Source organism: Verrucomicrobiota bacterium (assembly GCA_016871675.1).
Classification (GTDB): Bacteria; Verrucomicrobiota; Verrucomicrobiia; order Limisphaerales; family VHCN01; genus VHCN01.
Genome location: VHCN01000032.1, coordinates 12789 through 35820, shown reverse-complemented (window position 1 = coordinate 35820; position 23032 = coordinate 12789). Strand labels below are relative to the sequence as shown.

Below are 23032 nucleotides of genomic sequence, written 5' to 3'. Positions count from 1 at the left end.
ATAAGCGGCGAACCGGCTTTCGACCGCTGTTCGTCGGCTCAATCCGCCGCCAGTTTCCGCCACGCCGCCGGCCACGGATAGAACAGGACGGTGCGCGCGACGAGCCCGCGCATTTCGCCGCGGCTCACCTTCACGCGTTGATGCGGGTCGAGGATGTTCGCCTTGCGGCACAGGCGCAGCGTGCGCAATCCGATCAAGACCGGCCACGCGCACGCGAGCCGGACGCGCGCGCACAAGCGCGGCAGCGAGTTCGTGTAACTCCAGCCCGCGACGAGATGCGCCTCCGCGACGTCAAGGTGCGCGTGATAAAGCGCGTTGAACCGTGGCGCGTTTGCCGGGCTGAGCAAGTCCGCGGGTGCGAGTCCCGCCGAGGCAAGCCGCTCGGCGGGGATGTAGCAGCGCCCGTCGCGGAGGTCGCGCGGCAGGTCGCGCAGGATGTTCACCAGTTGCAAGCCCTTGCCGAAACGCACTCCGTTCGCGAGCAATTCAGCCTCGTTGACCGGCACGTTTGGGAAGAGATGCGCGCGGCAGAGGCGCGTCCAGAATTCCCCGACGCAGCCCGCGACGCGAAACGTGTAGTCGTCGAGTTCCGCGTCCGTTTGCAGCGCGACGATTTGCTTCTCGCTCGCACCGCCGAAGCGCTGCAAGTCCAGCGCCTGCCCGCCCGTGATGACGTCGAGCACCTCACGGATGCGCTGCTGGTCGGAGTAGCTGAACTGGGGAAGAATCGAGAGCGCCTCCTCGGCGCGTTCGAGCAGCACGCGCTCGGCCGGGCTGCCTTGATTCGACGCGAGCGCACCGAAGTCGAGTGGCGCCGCGGACTCGCCGAGTATTCGCCCGCGCAACGCCCGCAACGCGTCCAACCGCTCCGGCACCGGCACGAGGCCGGTGTCCGCGATGGTGTCCGTGGCGCGCGCGAGCAGATACGCGAGGCTGATTTGCGGGCGGATGTCCAGCGGCAGCACGCGCATCGTCCAGTAGAACGAGCGCGAGACGCCTTTGAGGATGTCCGTGAGCAATTCGGGGCGGAGATGCTCCATGCGAGGACGTCCGCTAGCCGGACAACAACCGCTTCCATCGCGCAAGCTGGCGGCGAACTTCCTTCGGGCCGGGCGCGCCGGTGATCTCGCGGGCGGCGAGCGCGCGGCGCACGTCGAAAAGCCCGGTCACATCGTCGCCGAACCGCGCATCCACGGACTTGAGCTGGGTGAGCGAAACCTGGTTGAGCGCCATGCCGGACTTCTCCGCGAGCGCGACCACCGCGCCGACCGCGTGATGCGCCTGCCGGAACGGCACGCCCTTGCGCACGAGATAATCCGCGAGGTCTGTCGCGAGCATTCCCGGGTCGCCGGCGGCGCGCGCGCAGGCGACCGCGTTCACTGTCGTGTGGCGGAGCATCGCCGCCATCAGCCGCACGCACGCGCGCACGGTGTCGGCGGTGTCGAAGAGCCGTTCCTTGTCTTCCTGCAAGTCGCGGTTGTAGGTCATCGGCAGCCCCTTCAACAGCGTGAGCACCGAGACGAGGTTGCCGATGACGCGTCCCGACTTGCCGCGCACGAGTTCAGCCACGTCGGGATTGCGTTTTTGCGGCATGAGCGACGACCCGGTCGTGTAGGCGTCCGCGATCTTGATGAAGTTGAACTCGCTCGTCGCCCACAGGATCACGTCCTCCGCCAGCCTGCTCAAGTGAACCGCGATCAACGCCGCCGCGGCGCAGAACTCCACGACGAAGTCGCGGTCGCTCACGGCGTCCATCGAGTTTTGCGTGATCTGCGGCCTGCCCTTCGAATCGGTGAAGCCAAGCAGCCTTGCGACGTGTTCGCGATCCAGCGGCAGCGTCGAACCGGCAATCGCACCGCTTCCGAGGGGGCAGATTTTGACGGTCCCAAAGCAGTGGGCCAGCCGCTCGCAGTCGCGCCACAGCATCTCGACGAAGGCCAGCAGGTGGTGCGCGAGATAGACGGGTTGCGCGCGCTGCAAATGCGTGTAGCCGGGAATCACGACCTCGCGGTTCGCGTCGGCCAGGCCGACCAGCGCCGACTGGAGCCGCCGGACTTCGAGCGAGAGGTGGACGATCTCGTCGCGCAGCCAGAGCCGCACATCGAGCGCGACCTGGTCATTGCGCGAGCGGCCCGTGTGCAACTTCGCGCCCGCCGGGACGCGGCGCGTGAGTTCCGCCTCGATGTTCATGTGGACGTCCTCCAACGCGGACTTCCACTTGAACTTCCCGGCTTCGATCTCGCGGCCGATCTGGCTGAGCCCGCGGACGATGGCGGACCGTTCGGCGCGCGAGAGCACGCCGATCTTCTGAAGCATCGTGGCATGGGCGATGGAGCCCGCGATGTCGTGCCTCCACAGCCGCCAGTCGAAGGAAATGGACTCGGAAAACTCCGCCGCATCCGCGCCCGGCCCGCCGGCGAAGCGTCCGCTGCGCGAGACCGGCGCGGGGCTGGAAGAGGGCTTTTTCATGCTCAAACTGCGGGGGGAATCTGCGGGGCAAGCGCATCAAAGTCACTACTGAAACGGCGTTTCATCCCGCGGCCAGGGATTTCACCCGCCGCTGCATTTCGTCCACGAACTCCTTGTAGACCGGCAGCAGCTTCCCGCGCCAGAGCGCGCCAACCTCCACGGGTTCGAATCCTGCGAGTGCCAGGGCGCGCACGCCGGGCGCAAGTTTCTGCCCCGGCACGGCGACCGAGAGCCCGACGCCGAAGCCGCTGGCGACATACGTCTCGACCAGCTCGAGCGAGCTGACCTCGACACTCGTGAACCAGTCAATCTTCCGCCGGCCGAGCTCGGCCTGGAAATTCTTGCAGATCGTCTCGCTCGCGGGCAGTGCCACGAGCGGCTCGGTGATCCGGTCGCGTGACCACAGGTCGTCCGCGGCCCGGATGCGGCTGTTCTTTTCCACGAGCAACACCAGCGGCAGTTTGAGCAGGCCGGCCGAACTCACGCCGGCAAAGGTTCGTCCGCTGAGCAACGTCACCGCGAGGTCGATCTCGTTCTTCGCAAGCCACTCCTCGAGATCGGGCTGATAGCCCTCGCGCAGAGTGAGCCGCAGTTTTGGAAACTTCCGCCGGACGTTCCGGATGAAGTGCGGCAGGTGATCGCGCAGCACCATCGCCGCCGCGCCGATGCGGATTTGGTGGACGGCGCCGCCTTGCAACTCGACCTCAATCGTGTCGAGGCCGGCGAAGAACGGCTCGATATAGGCGAACAGCCGCTGGCCCGCGTCCGTGAGTTCGAACGGCCGGCGCTGGAAGAGCGTCACGCCGAGGTGCTCCTCGAGCTGGATGATCTGGCCGCTGATGGCGGGTTGCTGGATGCCGTAGGGCATGCGGCGCGCCGCCTCGCTGATGCCCTTGTGGCGCGCGACGTAGTAGAAGAGTTCGAGGTGATGGATGTTGAGCATGGGCAGTTTTCTCGATGGCGCATTCAGATTAGCGATTCACGCCCGTCCGGCAAGTTGCGTTACACTCTCCGCTGTGATTGCGCCCCCTGTCGTTGGGGAGTCTGACGTTCTCGGGTCGACAGGGTTCGTCCCGCCGGCGGGAACCGGCCGCGCGGAGTCGTCAGCCGACCACGCCCATGACGGGGTTGCCGGAGGAGATGGGCAAGGGGCGGTTCGCCGTGTCGAAGACTTCCGCGTGAGGATCAATCCCCAGCAGGTGATAAATCGTCGCCGCGAGGTCGTCGGGCTTGACCGGGTCCTTCACGGGATACGAGGCGGTCTTGTCGGATTCGCCGTGGACGTAGCCGCGCTTGGCGCCGCCGCCCGCGAGCAGCGCGGTGTAGCACTGTGGCCAGTGGTCGCGGCTGATGTTCGCGTTGATCTTGGGCGTGCGTCCGAATTCACCCATCCAGACCACGAGCGTGGAGTCGAGCAGTCCGCGCTGGTCGAGGTCGGTGAGCAGCGTCGGCAGCGTCTGCTCGGTGATGGGCAGGTGGCGCTTCTCGATGATGGGGAACATGCGCGTGTTGTCGAAGCCGTGCGTGTCCCAGCCGCCCGAGTCGGTCGTGCGCCCGCCGATGGTCGAGTCGAAGTAAACCGTGACAAACTTCACGCCCGCCTCGACGAGCCGGCGGGCAAGCAGGCAGCCCTGCCCGTAGGTGGTGCGGCCGTAACTGTCGCGGATTTTCTGCGGTTCGGCGGAAAGGTTGAAGGCCTCGCGGAGCCGCGTGGAGTTGAGCATGCCAAGCGCGCGGTCGTAATAGCGGTCGAGGCCCTTCGCGGCGGGTGAGTGGTCGAGCAGCCGCGCCTGCTGGTCGATGAGCTTCTGGATTTCGCGCCGCGCCTCGATGCGTTCGAGCGGGAGGTTCGAGGGCAGGCTCAATTCGGGCAGCGCGAAGTCCGGCGCATTCGGGTCCTGTAAGATGAGCAGCGGGTCGTGCGCCTTGCCGAGGAAGCTCGCGTGCTGGCCCGGTGTGACGGAGCCGTCGGTGATGACGTGCGGATACGCGACGAACGTCGGCACGCCCGACGGGCCGGGCGCGAGCTTGTCCACCACCGACCCATACGCGGGATGGAGCGAGAGCGAATCGCGCAGGCGCTGGTCGTCCGTCGGCGGGGGCTGGCCCGTGAGGGCGATGTAGCCGGCGGAGTTGTGGTTCTTCATCGAGTGGTGCATGGACCGGATGAGCGTGACCTTGTCCATGACCTTCGCGGTGCGCGGGAGCTTCTCGGAAACTTGGATGCCATCGGCGCTCGACGCGATGGGCCGGTGCGGGCCGCGATAACCCTCGGGCGCGTCGGGCTTCATGTCGAACGTGTCGATGTGCGTCGGCCCGCCCCATTGGAAGAGGAAGATGACCGACTTGGCGCGCGCCTTCGGGCCGGGCTTGCGCTCGGCCGCGGCGAGAATCTTCGGCAGCGTGAGCCCGAGCATGCCCATGCCGCCGACCCTGATGAGGTGCCGGCGCGAAAGCTGCGCCGCGCGGAAGCCCGCGCCCGCGAACGTTGGCATCGGCCGGTTCATGCGAAATCCACCGTTCTGTAGCACAACGGGGCGCGATGCGAAAAGGCAATGTTTCGCGCGGCGCCAAGCCAGTCCGCTGTTGTTCCGCCTGCCCGCGGGTGGTATCCACACGGCATGAAACCGGTCTGGAAATGGACGCTGCGCCTCGGCCTCGTGGCCGTCGCGGTGCTCGTCCTCTTCGTGGTCACCGTCGCGGTGAACTTCGACGACTGGACGCGTGCCTTCGTGGAGCGTCGCATTCGCGAGGAGACCGGGCATGAGGTCAGGATCGGCCGCCTGTCCATCGGCCTGCGCAAGCGCGAACTCATCATGGAAAAGTTCGTGTTCTACAACACCGCGGAGTTCGGCGGCGGCCCGATGATTGACCTGCCGGAGCTTCGCCTCGAACTCGACCCCGTCGCGCTGCGCGCGGACCGGCTGCACTTCAAACTGCTCCGCGTGAACCTCGCGGAGGTGCACATCGTGAGCGCCCTCGATGGCGCGTCCAACTTTGACGCGCTCGGCAAGCGACTCGGAATGAAGCCGCGGGAACGCAAGTTGCAGTTCGACGGCATCGACACCCTCAGCCTCACACTCGGCCGCCTGCTGCTCACGGACCTGCGCCGGTCGCCGGAGCCGCGCCCGTATCGGCTCGGCGTCGAGGACCAGGTCATCGTCGAGATCAAGTCGGAGCAGGACCTGCGCGCCAAGCTGATCCCCGTTGCCTTCAAGGTCGGTGCCAGCATCGCGCGTGACGCGCTGCTGCCTGCGAAGCCGCCGCGCAAGCTGCCGCAACCGTCGGAACGCAGCGCAACCGGGCGCGCGGCGCAGCCGGGATGTTGAAGCCGCCGGTTGGCCGCAGCGGACGCCCGGACTATTCCTGGCCGGCTTGTCCCGAGAGCAATCGCACGACCTCCTCGTCTTTCGGGGGGGCCGGACGCGCGGTAATACTGCCCGACCGCCTCGAAGTTTGAATCCACATCCAGCGCGTGGACGGCGTCCGCGGATTCCGCAAGCAGCGCCGCCGCCTCGGCCGTCGCGCCCGTGGCGCGGTCCGCGCGACCGGACCGTCGCGGGAAGACGTGTTTGGGGCCCTGACGGCGAACAGCGTGCTGGACGCGACGTGAGCTGCCCGAACCGGCTACGAGCCGCTGATCTGGGCGAGATACGAATCCGCGTTCAGGAGGGTGGAAACCTCGGCGGGATTCGCGAGCTTGAGTTTGAAGAACCAGCCGGCCGCGTAAGGTTCCGTGTTTACGAGCGCGGGGTTGGATTCAAGGGCTTTGTTCACCTCCACCACGTCGCCGCTGACGGGCGCGTAGATGTCGCTCGCGGTCTTGACGGATTCGACGACGGCGCAGGCTTCGCCGGACTTGAGCGAGCGGCCGACGCCGGGCAACTCGACGAAGACGACGTCGGTCAATTCGTGCTGCGCGTGGTCGGTGATGCCGACGGTCGCGAATTCGCCCGCGACGCGGAGCCACTCGTGCGACTTGGCGTAACGGAGGTCGGCGGGAACTTGCGTGCTCATGTCGGGCGCGGAGTGTGCGGTCACGCCGCGCGGCTGTAAATCGGCTTCTTCACGATTTCCGCGGCGAAGCGGCGCCCGCGAATCTCGATCTCGATCCTGCCGCCCACTTTGGCGGACGGCGGCGGCACGTAGCCCATGCCAATGCCGATGTTCAGCGACGGACTCTGCGTGCCGCTGACCACCTCCCCGACGGCGGTGCCGTCGGTCCAGATCGCGTAGTGCGGACGCGGCGGCGGCGACTTGTCCGTCATCTTGAACGCGACGAGTTTCTTTTTCGTTCCGGTTGCCTTTTGCTCCGCGAGCATGGAGCGGCCGGTGAAATCGCCCTTGTCCAGCGCGACGAAGAAGCCGAGGCCGGCTTCGATGGGCGTCGTGTGCTCGTCCAGTTCGTGGCCGTAGAGCGGGTAGCAGACCTCCGTGCGCAACGTGTCGCGCGCGCCGAGGCCGCAGGGCTGGAGGCAGAATGGGTGGCCGAGGTTCAGCGCCCTGTCCCACACGGCCTCGATGAGCGTCGCGGGCGTGATGACTTCGAAGCCGTCTTCGCCGCTGTAGCCGGTGCGCGCCACGCAGACGGACTGACCATTGAAGGTGAACTGCGCAATCTGGTTCTTCTTCAGCTCGCTCGGCTTTGCGACGGGCGTGCCGCCGGTGGACGCGGCGGGGAAAAGCTGGTCGAGCAGGCCGGGCGTCTTCGGCCCCTGGATGGCGGCGGCGGCGGTGTGGTCGGAGAGATTGGCGAGCGTCACGTCCGCGTGCCGGGGGAAGGCCCCGAGGCGCTCTTGCAGCCACACCACATCCGGCTCGATGCGCGAGGCGTTGATGATGAGCAGGTATTCCCGGGCGCCGAGGCGGTAGGCGTAGAGGTCGTCAATCACGCCGCCGCGCTCGTTGCACATCAGCGTGTATTGGCCGAGGCCGACGACGAGCTTGCGCACGTCGTTGGTGAGTGTGGCGTTGAGGAACGCCTCCGCCGCCGGACCGCGGATGATGACCTCGCCCATGTGCGAGATGTCGAAGATGCCGGCGCCACGGCGGACGCAGAGGTGCTCGTCCGTGATGGTGGAATACTGGACGGGCATTTCCCACCCGCCGAATTCGATGAGCTTGCCGCCCGCGCGCTGGTGCGCGGCGAAGAGGGGAGTGCGTCTAAGCGTTTGCGGCATCAGATTTGTGATTAACGCCCGCGAAAGGCCAGCGGCAGACTCATCCCCACTTCTCGGTCTTCATCTGCTCCTTCGGGAGCTTGAGTTCCTCGAGCACGAGGCGCTCGGTGGCTTCGACGAGTTCATTCGTGCCGCAGGCGTAAAAGACGGTGTTCGCCGCGTCGTGGACGTGCTCCTTGACCCAGTCGGCGTTGATGCGGCCGCGGCGGCCGGGCCACGGGTCCTTCTCGTGGAGCCGCGTGCAAGTGACGTAGAAGTTGAAGTTCGGATTCTGCTGCTCCAATTCGAGAAACTCGGCGTTGAAGATGATGTCGTTCGTCGTGCGGACGCTGTAGAGGATGGTGATGCGCGTGGCGAGCTTGCGGCGTGTCGCCTCGCGCACGAAGCCGCGGAACGGCGTCACACCACTGCCGCCCGCGATGCACAGCAGGTGCTTTTGCGGCTCATACACGGGCAGGAACTTCCCCGCGGGCGGCAACACGAGCATCGTGTCGCCGACCTTCGCCCAGTCGGCGATGCGCGTGCCCATCTTGCCGTCGCGCTTCACGGTCACCTCGTAGAAGCCGCGCTCCAGCGCGCACGAACTGAGCGAGTAGGCGCGCTTGTAGGCGGGTGTGTCCGGCCACGCGAGGGTGATGAATTGCCCCGTCTTGAAGTCCACCTCGTACCCATCCGGCCACTTGAGGTGGATGGTCTTGGTGTCGGGCAGCTCCATCTTCGCCGCCGTGATGGGCATCTCGACGATTTGCTTGGCCATAGTCGCTGCCGGAAAGGACGGTCGGAGGATGGGAGAACCCAAGGAGGGAGTAAAGGCGTGATTCGCCCCGCCACATTGATTTGCGCTGACCCGGTTCAGGCACGCCGCCGCATCGCGCGGAAAATCTGCAGACGTCCATGGTCGAGGTGCCCCCCAGCGACTCGCGCCCGTCCGCCGTGTTTCCCCATCCGAACTTGTTGAACGCCGCGGCGACTTCCCGTTGCTGGGCGGGTGTGGGGAGCTGGTTCAAGTCGAGCGGCTCGCCCGCCTCGACGTCGGTCGCGTTGTGGCCGCGGATGGCGCCGGGTCGGCGAACGAATCGTCGGCGAAGATCTGGCGCGGGTTCGCCGCAACGTGCGATGCGATCTCGCCCAGAAAGGCCGCCCCGAACTCGCGCAGCTTCTTCTCGCCCACGCCGCTGATGCGCGTGAACTCGCCTTCGCCCTGCGGATACAGCCGCGCCATCTGCCGGAGCGACACGTCGGAGAACACGATGTAGGGCGGCACGCCGCGCTCGTCGGCAAGACGCTTGCGCAGCGCTCGCAACCGCTCGAACAGCGCCTCGTCGCACGCGATCCCGCCGACGTGACGCTCGGGCTTCGCCGGCGCGGTGACGGGTTTCGTGAGCTGGATGGTCTTGCGCTCCTTGAGAAACGCGAGTCCCGCGTCGGTGAGCTGGATCACGGGATACTTGTCCGTCGTCTGCGCGAGCAGGCCGAGACGGATGAGTTCGCGTCCGATGGCGCCCCACTCGGCGCGGCCGGTATCCCTGCCAATGCCGTAAGTGGAAAGCTGCGAGTGCCCGAACCGCCGGATCTTGTCGGTGTCCGCGCCGGTGAGCACCTCGATGATGTGGTTGATGCCGACGCCGAAGCTCGTCCGCTCGCGCACACGATACACGCACGAGAGCAGCTTCTGGGCCGCGAGCGTGCCGTCGTAGGTCGCGCGCGGCGAGAGGCAGTTGTCGCAGCCGCCGCAGTTCGTCGCCGCGAAGTCCTCTCCGAAGTAATCGAGCAGCGACGCGCGGCGGCACTCGGCGATCTCCGCGTAATGGACCATCTGTTGCAACTGCTCACGGGCGATCTGCCGCTCGCTCGCGTCCGCCTTCTCCTCGATGAAACCCTTTTGCTTCACCACGTCGCCCGCGCTGAAGAGCAGCAGGCACTCGCCGGGAAGTCCGTCCCGTCCCGCGCGGCCCGTCTCCTGGTAGTAGCCCTCGATGTTCTTCGGCAGGTCATGGTGGATGACGAAGCGGACGTTCGGCTTGTTGATGCCCATGCCGAAAGCGATGGTTGCGCACACCACGCGCACTTCATCGCGCAGGAACAGTTCCTGATGCTTCGTCCGTTCCCCGGGCGAAAGGCCCGCGTGATACGCCGCGGCGGGGATGCCATCCGCATTCAGCTTCACCGCGACGCTCTCGCTGGTCTTGCGCGACTGGCAATAGACGATGCCACTCTCGCGCGGCCGGGCGCGGATGAAGTCGAGCACCTGTTCGTAGGCGCCGCTCCTGGCCTGCACGCGGTAGGTGAGGTTCGGCCGGTTGAAGCTGGCGACATACACGCGCGGGTCGCGCAGGTGGAGCTGCTTCACGACGTCCTCGCGCACGCGCTCCGTCGCCGTCGCAGTGAGCGCCATGAACGGGACCTTCGGGAACAATCCACGCAGCGTCGAGAGCTGGCGATACTCGGGCCGGAAGTCATGTCCCCACTCGCTGATGCAGTGCGCCTCGTCGATCGCGAACAGCCGCGCGTCCCACCGCTGCAGGTCGTCGAGGAAGCCCGGCAGCATCAGCCGCTCGGGCGCGACGTAGAGCAGGCGAAACGCGCCGTTGTGCAGCCCGCGCAGCCGCGGGCGCGACTCGCCGGGGCCGAGCGAGGAGTTGAGGAACGTCGCCGGCACGCCGCCCGCCTGCATCGCGTCCACCTGGTCCTTCATCAACGCAATGAGCGGCGAGATGACAACCGTGAGCCCGCCGCGCACGAGCGACGGGAGTTGGAAACAGAGCGATTTGCCGCCGCCTGTCGGCAGCAGCGCGAACACGTCGCGCCCCGCGAGCGAGTCGCGGATGATCTCCTCCTGCAACGGGCGGAACGAGCTGAAGCCGAAGTATTGCTTCAGCGGCGCGAGCAGTTCGGCGGATTCAGCGGGCACGGGAGTCAACGCAACGTCGCGGGCAGCTCCACCGCGTTGGTGAACACGCTCCACTTCCCACGCGGGATTCCCCCGAACGCGTCCTTGTATCGCGGCGCGTCGGCGGACTCGCCCGTCACGTCGCGGATGAAGATTCGCGCGGTCTGCCCGGGGAACTTGCGCGCAAGCGTCGCGTAAATCTCCGGGTCTTTCTCGCCCGAATCCCCGACGAATACAAACGTGCGGCCCGGGAACTGGCCCACCAACGGTTCGAGCACGCCGAGTTTGTAGGCCTCGGGCGACTGGAACAGGTTGAAGAAGCTCTCGTCGTTCCAGCGAAAGGCCTTCAGGTGCCACGTGCCGGCGGGGAACGAATTGGACCGCGCAAACTCCGTGAGGCCGGGAGCGAGCTGCCACGGGCTCGCTGACACGTAGTGAAATGCCACGCCGGCCTCGCGCCCCCACCGTTCATACGCCGCGGCCATGCCGTCCACGGCGCGAAAGGGCCGCGCGAACGTGTTGCGCAACGTCGCCTTGCGGTCGCGCACTTCGGTGACCTTGATCGTGTCGTCGATGTCCGACACGACCGTGATGCCGCTGGCGCCCACGAGCACGGCCGTGCCTGCAAAGTCGCGCGTGTCCTTGGGGCCGAGCACCGCGCGGAAGTGGAGCACGTTGTTCGCGAGCGCGCCCGAGTCGCGCAGTCGCGCGAGTTCCGGGACGGAGAGCAGCACGTTCGTCGAGAAGTGTCCGTTGGGTTGCGAGACGGGCATTGGCACCTGCCGCTCGCCGAGTTGCACGGTCACCCGCTTGCCGCGCTCGTTGTCGGTGAGAAACCACCGCGCGCGCGTGGCGAACAGCGCCTTGTCCGCGTCGCCGTCCATCTCGTCGTCGAGGCCGAGCGACTTGCGCAGCACGGGCACGCCGAGCGGGCGCCGCTCGTATTCGAACGCCCAGCCGTGAATCCGGACTTCCCACGCGCCGTTGGTCACGGGGCGGGCGATGGTTGGGAAAAAGAAGACCTGCTCGCCGGGTTTGAGCGCTGGCGTCGCGGCGGTCGCGGACAAACTCACCAGCAGCGCAACGATGGCCGGGACGCGCTGCCCAGCGGGTCTTGCCGGGGCGACTCGTGCGGGTGCCGCGGAGTGGTTGTTCATGCTCATCGAAGTCGTCCGCCGTGTGGCAGGGCGGCAGTGAACCGCAGCGACTCCCGCGCCCGCGGTGACGGTGGCGATGAGGATGCGCATGAAGGTGGTTGCGCGGAGTTATAGCCCCGGCAAAGCGGCAAGAAAGTAAAACCTGCAAAGCCGCGCCCGCGCTCGACGCCGGTGCGCGGCTGCGTTACACCAGCACCATGCAACGTCTCCTGTCCGCCCTCGCGTCCGCGCTCACGCTCGCGCTGCTGCCCCTGCCCGCACCCGCGGCGGAGCGGAAGCCGAACGTCATCTTCATCCTCGCCGACGACCTCGGCTGGGGCGACCTGGGTTGTTACGGCAACACGGTCCTTCGCACGCCGAACCTCGACCGGCTCGCGCGTGAGGGGACGCTGTTCACGCAGTTCTACGTTTGCGGCTCGGTGTGCTCGCCGAGCCGGTGCGCGTTTTTCACGGGCCAGTATCCGGCGCGGCACAAGATTCACGGGCACTACGCGACGCCCGAGCAGAACACCGCGCGCGGCATGTCGCAGTTTCTCGACCCGCAGGTGCCGAACGTCGCGCGCCTGCTCAAGTCCGCCGGTTACGCGACGGCGCACATCGGCAAATGGCATCTCGGCTCGAACTCGGGCGGCCCCGAGCCCGGCGCGTATGGGTTCGACTTCGTCGGCACGGGCGAGCGCGGCGGCGCGGGCGTGTTGCGGGAGGAGCCTTACTTCCGCGCGAAGTCCACGGCGCTGTTCGTGGACGAGGCGTTGAAGTTCATGGATGCCAACCGCGACAAGCCCTTCTACCTCCAACTGTGGACGCTTGTCCCGCACGCGACGCTGAACCCGACGCCCGAGCAACTCGAGCCGTTCGAGCGCCTCAGCAACCCGAACATCCCGCACAAGAGCGCGCGCACGATCTTCTACGCGAGCGTGGCGGACCTCGACCGGGAAGTCGGCCGCCTGCTCGACGGGTTGCAGCAGCGCGGGCTTGCCGAAAACACCGCCGTCTTTTTCAGCAGCGACAACGGACCCGAGGAGATCGCCATCCAGAATGCGGGCCACAGCGGCGTCGGTTCGCCGGGGCCGTTTCGCGGGCGCAAGCGCAGCCTTTACGAGGGCGGCGTGCGCGTGCCGTTCCTCGTCCGGTTGCCGGGCAAAGTCCCGGCCGGCCGCGTCGAGGATTCGGCCGTCGTCGCCGGGGCCGATTTCCTGCCGACCGTCTGCAAGCTCGCAGGGGTGCCCGTGCCCGCCGCGCACAAGCTCGACGGCGAGGACGTCAGCGACGTGCTCGCCGGCAGGTCGCGCCCGCGCTCGGGCCCGCTGATGTGGGAGTGGCGCTTCAACGTCGCGGGACCCGCCCTCAACCGCAGCCCGCAACTCGCCATCCGCGACGGGGATTGGAAACTCCTGATGAACCCCGACCGCAGCCGCGTCGAGCTCTTCGACATCCCGCGCGACCCGATGCAGGTGAACAGCCTCGCCGACAAGCATCCCGAGGTCGTCGCCCGGCTCTCCGACAAAGTCCTCGCCTGGAAAAAGGAACTGCCCGAAGGCCCGATCGATCCCGGCGCCGGGAAAAATGACTACCCGTGGCCGGGAAAATCCGCCCCACCCGCGGCGACGCCGTCGGCGAAGGGGAAGAAGAAGGGAAAGTGACCGCGCGCGCGGGCGGCCTCGTCACTTGCGGCCGAGCCCGAGCGCGCCCGGCTCCTTCAAGGGCGCGAAGTTCCCGTTCTCGCAGCACTGCACAAACGTCTCCGTCACGGATTTGAGTTCCTCCCACCGGCCGCGGATGGCTTTCGCCTCGGTCTTGTTGATGTGATTGTCGGACGCGGACTCCGCGATGACTGCGAGCATGTCGGCGAACTCTTGCAGAATCTCGTTCGTCGCCGGGATGAGGTAGTCCGGATGCGCGTGGGTCGTCTTCGGATTGCGGATGAAGAACCCGCCCGCGCGCTCGCAAATCCACTGCACCGGCCGGGCGTCGCCCGTGCTGCGCACAAGCTGCTCGACGCGGTCCAGCGGGTTGGCCGAGCCGCTGCCGCTCTCGTCGGACGGCGGCTCGGCCCACTTGTAGATCATCGAGAGCGAGAGGTTCGTGTCGGCGGCAAGCTGCTTGGCGTTGCCGTCGCGGATGATTTCCCGGAGCAGCTCGTGGGATTGCATGGCGCGAGACTAGCACGGCGCAACGGCTGAAGACAAACCGCGAGCGGCCCTCACATCCACCTACAATCACGCCGCGAACTTGTAGCTGAGATGTCCGCCTGCCCGGTGTTGACTCCGCGCAGTCGCGTGAACCATCCGCTGCCACTCCAACCTCCCGGCGACGGGCTCGACGGTCGGCCGTCGTGGTGGGAACAGGCTTGCGAGTGGCTTGCCGACAACGCTGGCAGCTGTGTGGAACTCGCGGCCGAGGCGATGGTCCAGACTCTTTCGGGCTTGCTTGACTGACGATGCAACCGTTTACTGCGGACAACAACCGACGCGGCACTTGAGCGCATGGCAGCTTTTTTCATCTATCTCTTCTGCCTCGTTGTTGGCGCGGCATTTGTGCTCGGCTGCGCGTTGATGGGGCATCTGTTTGGAGGCGGCGAGGGACACGTCACCGGCAGTGGCGGGCACGCGGAGGCGGGAGCCGATGGCAGCGATGCGCCGGGCGTGTCCATGTTCAGCCCGACCATCATTGCGTCTTTTGTGACGGCGTTTGGCGGGCTCGGCATCATCCTCCACCAATTCGAGGCCACGCAGGCCCCGATGGTCAGCGCGCCGCTCGCCGCGCTTGGCGCCGGGGTCATGGCGGCGGTGCTGCTGTTCGTCATGCGGCAGATTTTTTCCCACTCGGAAAGTTCCAGCGAATCGCACGTCTCGACGCTCGCGGGAATGACCGCGACCGTCATCTCGCCGATTCCGGAACATGGTGTTGGCGAAATCGCCTATGTCCAGGCCGGCACGCGTTACACCGCGGCCGCCCGCACCGAACACGGCGAGCCGGTTCCGGCCGGTCGGCCAGTCACCATAACGCGAATCGTCGCCGGGCAGTGTTTCGTCAAGGCCGGCTGAACCAACTCCCAGCGGTCCAAACCTGAAATCCACACACCATGATGATCCCCATCCCCGTCCTCGCCCAGTTCGGTGACTTGATGAAGAGCGGTCTCGCCATCGGAGCCGGCATCGTTGTTGTCGTAGTCTTCGGCGTAGCCTTCCTGACGTTTCTGAGCCGCTACACGAAGGTTGGCCCGAACGAAGTGCTGGTCGCTTCCGGTCGTAAGCACAGTTACGTGGACCCCGACGGCGTGCAGCGCACACGCGGATTCCGCATCAAGAAGGGCGGCGGCACCTTCGTGTGGCCCGTGCTGGAGAAGGTGGACATCATCTCACTCGAACTCCTCACCATTGATGTCCAGACGCCGGAAGTTTACACGAGCAAGGGCGTGCCGGTGAAAGTGGACGGCGTCGCGCAGATCAAGATCAAGGGCGACGACATCTCCATCGCCACCGCGGCCGAGCAGTTCCTGAGCAAGACGCAGGACGAAATCAAGAACGTCGCGATGCAGACGCTCGAGGGCCATTTGCGAGCCATCCTCGGCACGATGACCGTCGAGGAGATTTACCAGAACCGCGACGCCTTTGCCTCGAAGGTGCAGGAAGTGGCGGCGGGCGACATGGCCAACATGGGCCTGGGCATCGTCAGCTTCACCATCCGCGACATCCGCGACACGCAGGGCTACCTCGACGCCCTCGGCAAGCCGCGCATCGCGCAGGTGAAGCGCGACGCGCAGATCGCCCAGGCCGAGGCCGACCGGGACGCGATGATCAAGTCTTCGCAGGCGACGCAGGCCGGGCAGGAGGCGAAATTCGCCGCCGACACCAAGATCGCCGAGGCCCAGCGCGATTATCAGTCGAACGTCGCGCAGTATCAGGCCGCGGTGAACCAGAAGAAGGCCGAGTCCGACCTCGCCTACGACCTGCAGAAATACAAGACCGGCCAGCTCGTCAAGGCCGAGGAAGTCCAGGTCGAGATCATCGCCAAGCAGAAGCAGATCGAGCTCCAGCAGCAGGAAATCCTCCGCAAGCAGCGCGAACTCGAGGCGAACGTGCAAAAACCCGCCGACGCCGAGCGTTACAAGGTCGAGACGCTTGCCAACGCGCGGCGCTTCCAGCTCGAAACCGAGGCCGCCGGCGCGGCGTCCGCGTCGAAAGCCACGGGCTTTGCCAGCGCCGACGTGGCGAAGGCCACCGGCCTTGCCGAAGCCGAGGCGAACAAGGCGCGCGGTCTTGCCGAGGCCGCCATCATCGAGGCGCAGGGCCGCGCGCAGGCCGAGGCGATGAAGCAGAAGGCCGAGAGCTTCAAGCAATACAACGAGGCGGCGGTGATCGAGATGATCGTGCGCGTCATGCCCGAGGTCGCGGGCAAGATCAGCGAGCCGCTGTCGAAGACCGAGAAGATCGTCATCATCAACAGCGGCTCGGGCCCCGGCGGCGGCGCGAGCAAGCTCACCGGCGACGTGACGCAGATCATCAGCCAGCTCCCGCCCGTGCTGGAGAGTTTGACCGGCATCAAGTTCGAGAAACTGCTCGAACAGGTGCCCGCGCTCAAGAAGGCGATGGAGAAGGGCGAGTCGAGCAAACAAGGCTGACGCAGACTGTCCTCGCGCCGCGGAACCTTATGAACGCGGGTTTCATTCTGGTTGTGTTACTGCTGGGCATTGACCCTGCATGAATCGTCGCGGCAAAGCCATGCTCGACGCGAACCGGCAGCCCAACCCCGCCAGATGCCGGCACGGCCATTGGCTGCGCGGCCGCCGCGCGGTCGAGTGGTTGCTCCAGCGCGGCGATGACGGCATCGAAGGTCGCTTCGTCCGGACGCGGCTTGCCGATGGGCGGCATGTGCCGGGCGCGCAGCTTGCGGATGACTTTTCCCCACGCGTCGGAGTGCCGGGCCAAGTCGTCGGGCAGCAACTTCTCCAGATTCAGCCCCCCTTTTGACGCATCCGCGCCGTGGCAGTCCGCGCAATACTTCACGACCACCGCGCGCACGGTTGAAGCAGGCGCGCCGCGCTCCAGTTTGGCCGCGGGCTCGGCTGATCTCGCTCCGCCCGCAGCGAGCAGGGCAGCGATGCTCAGAACAACCTGGACCGTGCGAATCGGCATTGGTTCGCCATGCAATACCGCCACTGCGCACTCCCCTGCAGGGCCGCTCAGTATTTTTGTGTAGGCAATCGGGTGGATTGCTGGCGCGCGGCACGGTGGTCATGCTGGCGGCGTTCCCCAGTGAAGGGTTTCTTCCAGCAACTCTTCAGGGAGGTGTGAGTTTGGACGAAGCCCCTGTGGTCTCTCCCCGCCGTCCAAAACTTTGCCCGCGCGCCTTCGCGTCAGGCCGGCTTGGCCGCGCCGTGAATCTCCTCGAGCCGGATGCACGCGGCCTGGTGGCCGGAGCGGAACTCCACGAGCGCCGGCGTTTGCCGGCCGCACTCGGGGGCCGCGTGAATGCAGCGCGGATGGAACGCGCATCCGGCCGGCGGGTTCATCGGCGAAGGCGGGTCCCCCGGCAGCAGGATGCGCTGGCGCAACTTCTCGCGCTCGGGGTCGGGAATCGGCACTGCGCTGACGAGCGCGCGCGTGTAGGGATGCAGCGGTTTCTCGAAGACCTCGGCCGCCGGGCCGAGTTCGACGATGCGTCCGAGATACATCACGGCGATGCGGTCGCTGATGTGCTTCACCACCGAGAGGTCGTGCGAGATGAAGATGAGCGTGAGCTGCATCTCGCGCGAGAGCTTCGCGAGCAGGTTGATGATCTGCGCCTGGATCGAAACGTCCAGCGCCGAGACCGGTTCGTCCGCGACGAGCAGCTTCGGTTCGACGGCCAGCGCGCGCGCGATGGCGATGCGCTGGCGCTGTCCGCCGCTGAACTCGTGCGGATACTTGCGGATGAAGCGCGGCGCGAGGCCGACCTTCTGCATGAGCGCAGACACGCGCGCTGGCAGCTCCGCAGCCGGCACGTTGCGATGCGCCTGAATCGCCTCGGCGAGCGCGTCGAACACCGTCATGCGCGGATTGAGCGAGGCGTAGGGGTCCTGGAAGATCATCTGGAAATCGGCGCGCGCCTTGCGGAGTTGTGTGCGGTCCAGGCTGCTCAGGTTCTTCCCGGCAAGCACGACTGTGCCCTCCGTCGGCGGGATGAGTTGCAGGAGGGTGCGGCCGAGCGTGGACTTGCCGCAGCCCGACTCGCCGACGAGCCCGAGGATTTCGCCCCGCGCGAGCGCGAGCGACACGCCGTCCACCGCGCGCACCGTGCCGATGCGCCGGCGGAACACCAGCCCGCGCTCCACGGGGAAGTGGGTCTTCAATTCGCGCAGTTCGAGGAAGGGGTCAGTCATGGGAATGGAAGCCACGAGTGGCCGCGCATGAACACGAATTCAGTTGGAGAGCGAAAGCGTTAGGTGGCGCCGGTCGCGCTGCGACCGGCGGCCTGTTGCGCGACCGGCCCCACCTTCTGCCATCGTGTCCATTCGTGTGCATTCGTGGTCTCAGAGTTTGACTTCGCTTCGCATCACCCGCCCGCACGCCGTCGCGTGGCCGGGCGCGATTTCATTCAGAGTCATCTCACCGACGCGGCAGGCGTCTGCGGCGAATTCACATCGCGGCGCGAAGGCGCAGCCGGCGACGGGCTTCGAGAGGTCGGGCGGCATGCCGGGAATGGTGTAGAGTTCGCTGCCCTTGTTCTGGAGCGCGGGGATGGATTTCTGCAAGGCGCGGTTGTAGGGGTGCTGCGGGTGCGCGTAGAGCCGCGCGGTCGGTCCGCTCTCGACGATGCGCCCGGCATACATCACCAGCACGCGCTGGCAGAAGCCCGCCACCACGCCGAGGTCGTGCGAAATCCAGATGACCGCGGTGCCGAGTTCGCGCTGCATCTTGGTGATGAGCTCGAGAATCTGCGCCTGCACGGTCACGTCGAGCGCGGTGGTCGGCTCGTCGGCGATGAGCAGTTCGGGCCGCGTGATGAGGGCCATCGCAATCATCACGCGCTGCCGCATGCCGCCGCTGAATTCGTGCGGGTAGCCGCGGATGCGCCGGGCGGCGTCGGGCACGCCGACGTCTTCGAGGGCTTTCACGGCGCGTTTCACGGCCTCGGCGCGCGGCGTGTGCTCGTGAATGAGCAGCGGCTCGATGATCTGGTCCTCGACGCGCATGTAGGGGTTTAGCGACGTCATCGGGTCCTGGAAGATCATCGCGATGCGTCTGCCGCGGATGCGGTTCAGGTCCGCCTCGCGCATCGCGAGCAGGTCGGCGCCGTCGAACCGCGCGAGGCCGGCCTCGATGCGTCCCGGCGGCTGGGGCACGAGGCCCATGATGGAGTAGCAGGTGACGGACTTGCCTGAGCCGCTCTCGCCGACGATGCCGAGCGTCTCGCCCTTCTCGACGTTGAACGACACGCCATCGACCGCGCGCACGATGCCGTTGCGCGTGTGGAATGCGGTGCGGAGGTTTTGGACTTCCAGCAGGGGCATGAGTCAGTCCTTCGACGCCCGCACGTCGAGCGCGTCGCGCAGGCCGTCGCCGAGGAAGTTCAGGCAGAACAACGTCATGGCCAGCGTCGCGCCGGGGAATATCAGCAACCACCAGTTTTCTTCCATCCGGTCCGCGCCGTCCTTGATCATCATGCCCCACGAGCTGTCCGGTGGTTGCACGCCGAGTCCGAGGAAACTCAGGAAGGCCTCGAGCAGCATCACCGCCGGCACGAGCAGTGTGGCATACACGATCACGGGACCGAGGACGTTCGGCACCATGTGGCGCAGGATGATCCGCCGCCGGCGCAAGCCCAGCGCCTGCGCGGCCTCGATGAACTCCTGTTTCTTCAACGCCTGCACCTGCCCGCGCACGATGCGCGCCATCGTGAGCCATTCGACCGCGCCGATGGCGGCGAACAGCAGGTATTTGCTCCGCCCAAACATCACCATCAGCAGAATCACAAAGATCGTGAACGGCAGCGCGTAGAGGATGTCGACGACGCGCATGAGGAAGGCATCCACGCGCCCGCCGAAGTAGCCGGCCACCGCGCCGTAGGGCACGCCGATGAGCAGCGCGACCATGGTGGCGGCGAGGCCGACCAGGAGCGACACCTGGCCTCCATAGAGGAGGCGGGTGAACTGGTCGCGGCCAAGTTGGTCGGTGCCGAGCCAGTGCTTCGCGCTGGGCGGCGACGCGCCGAGGGCGAGGTCCTGCCCCTCGTAAGTGTAGGGGCTGGCGAACGGCCCGAGGAAGCACGCGAGCGCCAGCAGCGCGAGCACGATGAAGCTCGCGGTGGCCATGTGGTTCTTGCGCAACCGCAGCCACGCGTCGTGGCCGAGCGACGACCCGGATTCGATCTCGGTTGTTTCGGCTGTGGGCATCACGTCAGTCGTGAAAAGGGGATACCACGCAGGGACACGAGGGGACACGAATCGGATGAGCCGAAGGGCAGACACGGATTCCACGAATTGGCACGGATTGAATCCGTGTGAATCCGTGCAATCCGTGTCCTTCCCATTCGTGGTTCTTCCGGTTTCATTCCAATCGCAGCCTTGGGTTGAGCCACACGAGCACGATGTCCACGACCGTATTCAAGCCGATGACCAGCACCGCGTAGAACAGCACCGTGCCCGTGACCATCGTGTAATCCCGGTCGAACGCCGCGCCCACGAAGTAGCGGCCGAGGCCCGGGATGTTGAAGACCGTCTCCACCACGAACGAGCCCGTGATGAGCCCCGCCACCGCCGGGCCGAGATACGAGATGACCGGCAGCAAGCCGCCGCGCATCGCGTGCTTCACGAGGATGCGCCGCGCGTTCGCGCCCTTCGCGCGCGCGGTGCGGATGAAGTCCTGGCTCATCACCTCGAGCATTCCGCCGCGGGTGAGCCGCGCGATGTAGGCGGCCAGATGCGCGCCGAGCGTGAGCGCGGGCAGCACCATGTCCCGGGGCTCGTTCCAGCCGGAGGGGTCGAACCACTTCAACCCCAGCGCGAACGTGAGCGCGAGCAGCGGCCCGAGCACGAACGTGGGCACGCAGATGCCCGCCATCGCGCACGACATGGGGATGTAATCCGTCGCCGTGTTCGGCTTGTAGGCGGCGATGACGCCCGCGGGCACGCCGATCACCAGGCCGATGAGCAGCGCCCATACCGCGAGCTGCGCGGACACGGGCGCGTGCTTGGCGATGACCTCGGAGACGCTCTTCTGGAGGTGCTTGGTGGACACGCCCAAATCGCCGCGGCACCAGTCGCCGAGCTGGAGGACATATTGCTTCCAGAGCGGCTGGTCCATGCGATACGCGGCGCGGAGTCGCGCCTCAATCTCCGGCGGCAGGCTTTTCTCCTGGGTGAACGGGCCGCCCGGCGCGAAGCGCAGCATGAAGAATGTGAGCGTGGCGATGACAAACAGGACCGGGATGGTCTGCAGCACGCGGCGGAGGATGAAGCGGAACATCTCAGGAAATGACGAAGGCCGGCGGACAACGGACGAAGGAATGGCGAAGGGCCCATGGTGAGTGAAGGTTCGCGGGCCGTGCGAGCCGCCGACCGTTCCCACCGGTCATTCGGGCTTCGTTCGTCATTCGGGTTTGGTGGTGGGTCATGCCGCGCCGCGGTCATTCCATCCACACGAACTTGTAGGGGTGATTGTCGAGGATGGTCGGATACCAGCCTTTGACGTTGGGGCGCTGGAGGTGGACGCGGGTGTAGAAGTAGATGGGGATGATGGGGCATTCGTCCATCAGGATGGCCTCGGCTTTTTGGAAGAGTTCGTAGCGCTTCGCCTGCTCGCCGGTGGCCCCGGCCGCGCGCACGAGGCGGTCGTATTCGGGATTCGTCCAGCCGGTTTCGTTTTGGCCGCCGTCCTTGAGCCACATGTCCATGAAGGTGTTGGGGTCGTTGTAGTCGCCGATCCAGCCGGCGCGGCAAATCTGGTAGTTCATCGTCCGCTGCGAATCGAGATAGACCTTCCACTCCTGGTTCAGCAGCTCGACCTCGATGCCGAGGTTCTTCTTCCACATCTGCTGAATGGCCTCGGCGATGATGCGGTGGGCTTCCTGGGTGTTGTAAAGGAGCTGGATGGGGGGCAGGCCCTTGCCGTCGGGGAAGCCCGCCTCGGCGAGCAGTTTTTTCGCGGCGGCGATGTCCGTCGGCACGCGCGCGGTGCCGTTGTAGCCGGCGGTGTCGGGCGGCACGAGGCTGTGGGCGGGGAGCTGGCCGCCCTTGGTCACGTATTTCACGAGGGACTCGCGGTCCACGGTCATCGCCAGCGCGCGGCGCACGCGCCGGTTGTTGAGCGGCGGCTTGGTGGTGTTGATGCGGTAGAAGTAGACGCCGAGATACGGGTCGATCTTGAGCAACGCCGGGTTTTCCTTCTTGTAAACGTCGATCTTGGAGAGCGGCAGTGTCTCGGTGATGTGCAGGTTGCCGGCGCGGAACTCGCGCTCCTCGGTCTCCTGGCTCGTGATGCTGTGGAAGTGAATCGCGTCGAGCTTCACCGTCGCGGCGTCCCAGTAGGTGGGGCTGCGCTTGACGATGATGACTTCGTTCTCGCGCCACTCGGCGAGGACGAACGGGCCGTTGCCGACGTAGTTGCCGGGGCGGGTCCACTTGTTGCCTTGCGCGCCGCCCTTGCCGTCCTTGCTCATCGTGATGCGCTGGTAGGGGTCGCCGAACTTCGCGACCGTGGGCACGTGCACGGGAAGCCACGACGTGTGGCACATGAGCGAGAGCAGATAGGGCGTGGGCGATTCGAGGGTGAGGCTGAACGTGTGGTCGTCCGGCGCGGCGTAGCCGACCTGCGAGAAGTCCGTGAGCGTGCCCTTGTTGAAGGCCTCGGCGTTCTTCACCACGAAATGCATGTAGGCATACTGCGAGGCGAGTGACGGCGTGAGCATGCGCTTGTAGGCCTCGAGGAAATCCTTCGCCACGACGGGCTGGCCGTTGGACCACCTGGCGTTCTTGCGGAGGTGGAACGTGTAAACCTTGCCGTCGGACGAGATGTCCCACTTCTCGGCGACGCCGGGAATGGGGTGCAGGTCCTTCGGATCCTCGATGACGAGCCCCTCCTGCAACGCCATGATGAGATGATGCTCGGTGACGCCTGTGACGATCTGCGGGTCGAGGTCCGCCGGCTCCGCGCCGTTGCCCTTGTGAAGGATTTGCTCGACCTTGCCGGACTTGGCGGGCGCGGCCGTGCCTGAACCGGGGGCGGGTTCGGGGGAAGGTTGCTTCGGCGAGCAGGCGGACAGCGACAACGCGGCCGCGGCCAGCCAACACAGTGGTTTCATGCGCGTGAGGATGGCCGCGAGGAAAGGGCAAGTGAAGTTCAAACTGCCCGGCG

The 23032-nt window shown here is 66.4% G+C and carries 20 protein-coding genes; 4 read left to right on the top strand and 16 right to left on the bottom strand.

Translation table 11 applies throughout. The features are described 5' to 3' along the window. Window positions 1-38: 38 nt before the first annotated feature. From FJ386_08710 to FJ386_08695, 4 genes are all read right to left on the bottom strand, one after another. On the bottom strand, window positions 39-1040 hold the full coding sequence (locus FJ386_08710) for a squalene/phytoene synthase family protein (GenBank protein MBM3876783.1): 1002 nt from the start codon (window positions 1038-1040) through the stop codon (window positions 39-41). Window positions 1041-1053: 13 nt separating this feature from the next. Next, complete coding sequence (gene argH / locus FJ386_08705; protein ID MBM3876782.1) at window positions 1054-2475, bottom strand: argininosuccinate lyase; 1422 nt, start codon at window positions 2473-2475, stop codon at window positions 1054-1056. A 55-nt stretch (window positions 2476-2530) separates the two neighbouring features. Further along, window positions 2531-3412: a LysR family transcriptional regulator gene (locus FJ386_08700; protein ID MBM3876781.1), complete on the bottom strand. Its 882-nt coding sequence runs from the start codon at window positions 3410-3412 to the stop codon at window positions 2531-2533. Between the two features lie 160 nt (window positions 3413-3572). After that, entirely contained in the window at window positions 3573-4964 is a 1392-nt protein-coding gene (locus FJ386_08695; protein ID MBM3876780.1) for a DUF1501 domain-containing protein, read from the bottom strand. A gap of 126 nt (window positions 4965-5090) precedes the next feature. On the opposite strand from FJ386_08695, the gene FJ386_08690 reads away from it, so the two are divergent. Beyond that, complete coding sequence (locus FJ386_08690) at window positions 5091-5798, top strand: hypothetical protein (GenBank protein ID MBM3876779.1); 708 nt, start codon at window positions 5091-5093, stop codon at window positions 5796-5798. A 298-nt stretch (window positions 5799-6096) separates the two neighbouring features. Here FJ386_08690 and gcvH read toward each other — a convergent pair whose 3' ends face one another. From gcvH to FJ386_08665, 5 genes are all read right to left on the bottom strand, one after another. Then, complete coding sequence (gcvH, locus tag FJ386_08685; GenBank protein MBM3876778.1) at window positions 6097-6486, bottom strand: glycine cleavage system protein GcvH; 390 nt, start codon at window positions 6484-6486, stop codon at window positions 6097-6099. Window positions 6487-6506: 20 nt separating this feature from the next. After that, complete coding sequence (gene gcvT / locus FJ386_08680; GenBank protein ID MBM3876777.1) at window positions 6507-7652, bottom strand: glycine cleavage system aminomethyltransferase GcvT; 1146 nt, start codon at window positions 7650-7652, stop codon at window positions 6507-6509. A 37-nt stretch (window positions 7653-7689) separates the two neighbouring features. Then, a complete protein-coding gene (locus FJ386_08675; GenBank protein ID MBM3876776.1) occupies window positions 7690-8406 on the bottom strand; it encodes a hypothetical protein in 717 nt (238 codons plus the stop codon). A gap of 246 nt (window positions 8407-8652) precedes the next feature. Beyond that, window positions 8653-10560: a DNA helicase RecQ gene (recQ, locus tag FJ386_08670; GenBank protein ID MBM3876775.1), complete on the bottom strand. Its 1908-nt coding sequence runs from the start codon at window positions 10558-10560 to the stop codon at window positions 8653-8655. Between the two features lie 5 nt (window positions 10561-10565). Next, window positions 10566-11786: a DUF2183 domain-containing protein gene (locus FJ386_08665; GenBank protein ID MBM3876774.1), complete on the bottom strand. Its 1221-nt coding sequence runs from the start codon at window positions 11784-11786 to the stop codon at window positions 10566-10568. Between the two features lie 107 nt (window positions 11787-11893). On the opposite strand from FJ386_08665, the gene FJ386_08660 reads away from it, so the two are divergent. Continuing rightward, window positions 11894-13339, top strand: a complete 1446-nt coding sequence (locus FJ386_08660) for an N-acetylgalactosamine-6-sulfatase (protein ID MBM3876773.1) — start codon at window positions 11894-11896, stop codon at window positions 13337-13339. Between the two features lie 21 nt (window positions 13340-13360). Here the strand turns inward: FJ386_08660 and FJ386_08655 are convergent, their stop codons facing one another. Continuing rightward, window positions 13361-13849, bottom strand: a complete 489-nt coding sequence (locus FJ386_08655; protein ID MBM3876772.1) for a hypothetical protein — start codon at window positions 13847-13849, stop codon at window positions 13361-13363. Between the two features lie 333 nt (window positions 13850-14182). On the opposite strand from FJ386_08655, the gene FJ386_08650 reads away from it, so the two are divergent. Then, window positions 14183-14743 (top strand): hypothetical protein, encoded by a 561-nt coding sequence (locus FJ386_08650; protein MBM3876771.1) that lies wholly within the window; start codon window positions 14183-14185, stop codon window positions 14741-14743. A 38-nt stretch (window positions 14744-14781) separates the two neighbouring features. Continuing rightward, on the top strand, window positions 14782-16320 hold the full coding sequence (locus tag FJ386_08645) for a flotillin family protein (protein ID MBM3876770.1): 1539 nt from the start codon (window positions 14782-14784) through the stop codon (window positions 16318-16320). On the opposite strand, the gene FJ386_08640 is transcribed toward FJ386_08645, so the two are convergent. The 6 genes from FJ386_08640 to FJ386_08615 all read right to left on the bottom strand — a co-directional run bounded on the left by FJ386_08640 (window position 16277) and on the right by FJ386_08615 (window position 22979). Further along, a complete protein-coding gene (locus FJ386_08640; protein ID MBM3876769.1) occupies window positions 16277-16834 on the bottom strand; it encodes a hypothetical protein in 558 nt (185 codons plus the stop codon). The two genes, FJ386_08645 and FJ386_08640, sit on opposite strands and share 44 nt — an antisense overlap. Before the next feature lie 221 nt (window positions 16835-17055). Then, the gene (locus tag FJ386_08635) at window positions 17056-18060 is read right to left on the bottom strand and encodes an ATP-binding cassette domain-containing protein (GenBank protein MBM3876768.1); all 1005 of its coding nucleotides are present in this window, start codon (window positions 18058-18060) and stop codon (window positions 17056-17058) included. A 150-nt stretch (window positions 18061-18210) separates the two neighbouring features. Next, entirely contained in the window at window positions 18211-19191 is a 981-nt protein-coding gene (locus FJ386_08630) for an ABC transporter ATP-binding protein (protein MBM3876767.1), read from the bottom strand. 3 nt (window positions 19192-19194) lie between these two features. Next, on the bottom strand, window positions 19195-20073 hold the full coding sequence (locus FJ386_08625) for an ABC transporter permease (GenBank protein ID MBM3876766.1): 879 nt from the start codon (window positions 20071-20073) through the stop codon (window positions 19195-19197). A 154-nt stretch (window positions 20074-20227) separates the two neighbouring features. Next, entirely contained in the window at window positions 20228-21145 is a 918-nt protein-coding gene (locus FJ386_08620) for an ABC transporter permease subunit (GenBank protein ID MBM3876765.1), read from the bottom strand. Between the two features lie 160 nt (window positions 21146-21305). Beyond that, on the bottom strand, window positions 21306-22979 hold the full coding sequence (locus tag FJ386_08615) for a peptide ABC transporter substrate-binding protein (GenBank protein ID MBM3876764.1): 1674 nt from the start codon (window positions 22977-22979) through the stop codon (window positions 21306-21308). Window positions 22980-23032 lie beyond the last annotated feature (53 nt).

Bases quoted from the DNA above. Each gene is read 5' to 3' on its own strand.
- FJ386_08695 (MBM3876780.1), bottom strand. From the start codon at position 4,964: ATGCCAACGTTCGCGGGCGCGGGCTTCCGCGCGGCGCAGCTTTCGCGC.
- FJ386_08665 (MBM3876774.1), bottom strand. From the start codon at position 11,786: ATGCGCATCCTCATCGCCACCGTCACCGCGGGCGCGGGAGTCGCTGCG.
- FJ386_08675 (MBM3876776.1), bottom strand. From the start codon at position 8,406: ATGGCCAAGCAAATCGTCGAGATGCCCATCACGGCGGCGAAGATGGAG.
- FJ386_08655 (MBM3876772.1), bottom strand. From the start codon at position 13,849: ATGCAATCCCACGAGCTGCTCCGGGAAATCATCCGCGACGGCAACGCC.
- FJ386_08700 (MBM3876781.1), bottom strand. From the start codon at position 3,412: ATGCTCAACATCCATCACCTCGAACTCTTCTACTACGTCGCGCGCCAC.
- FJ386_08640 (MBM3876769.1), bottom strand. From the start codon at position 16,834: ATGCCGATTCGCACGGTCCAGGTTGTTCTGAGCATCGCTGCCCTGCTC.
- FJ386_08710 (MBM3876783.1), bottom strand. From the start codon at position 1,040: ATGGAGCATCTCCGCCCCGAATTGCTCACGGACATCCTCAAAGGCGTC.
- FJ386_08625 (MBM3876766.1), bottom strand. From the start codon at position 20,073: ATGCCCACAGCCGAAACAACCGAGATCGAATCCGGGTCGTCGCTCGGC.
- FJ386_08660 (MBM3876773.1), top strand. From the start codon at position 11,894: ATGCAACGTCTCCTGTCCGCCCTCGCGTCCGCGCTCACGCTCGCGCTG.
- FJ386_08630 (MBM3876767.1), bottom strand. From the start codon at position 19,191: ATGCCCCTGCTGGAAGTCCAAAACCTCCGCACCGCATTCCACACGCGC.
- FJ386_08690 (MBM3876779.1), top strand. From the start codon at position 5,091: ATGAAACCGGTCTGGAAATGGACGCTGCGCCTCGGCCTCGTGGCCGTC.
- FJ386_08620 (MBM3876765.1), bottom strand. From the start codon at position 21,145: ATGTTCCGCTTCATCCTCCGCCGCGTGCTGCAGACCATCCCGGTCCTG.
- FJ386_08635 (MBM3876768.1), bottom strand. From the start codon at position 18,060: ATGACTGACCCCTTCCTCGAACTGCGCGAATTGAAGACCCACTTCCCC.
- FJ386_08650 (MBM3876771.1), top strand. From the start codon at position 14,183: ATGGCAGCTTTTTTCATCTATCTCTTCTGCCTCGTTGTTGGCGCGGCA.
- FJ386_08645 (MBM3876770.1), top strand. From the start codon at position 14,782: ATGATGATCCCCATCCCCGTCCTCGCCCAGTTCGGTGACTTGATGAAG.
- FJ386_08615 (MBM3876764.1), bottom strand. From the start codon at position 22,979: ATGAAACCACTGTGTTGGCTGGCCGCGGCCGCGTTGTCGCTGTCCGCC.
- gcvH (MBM3876778.1), bottom strand. From the start codon at position 6,486: ATGAGCACGCAAGTTCCCGCCGACCTCCGTTACGCCAAGTCGCACGAG.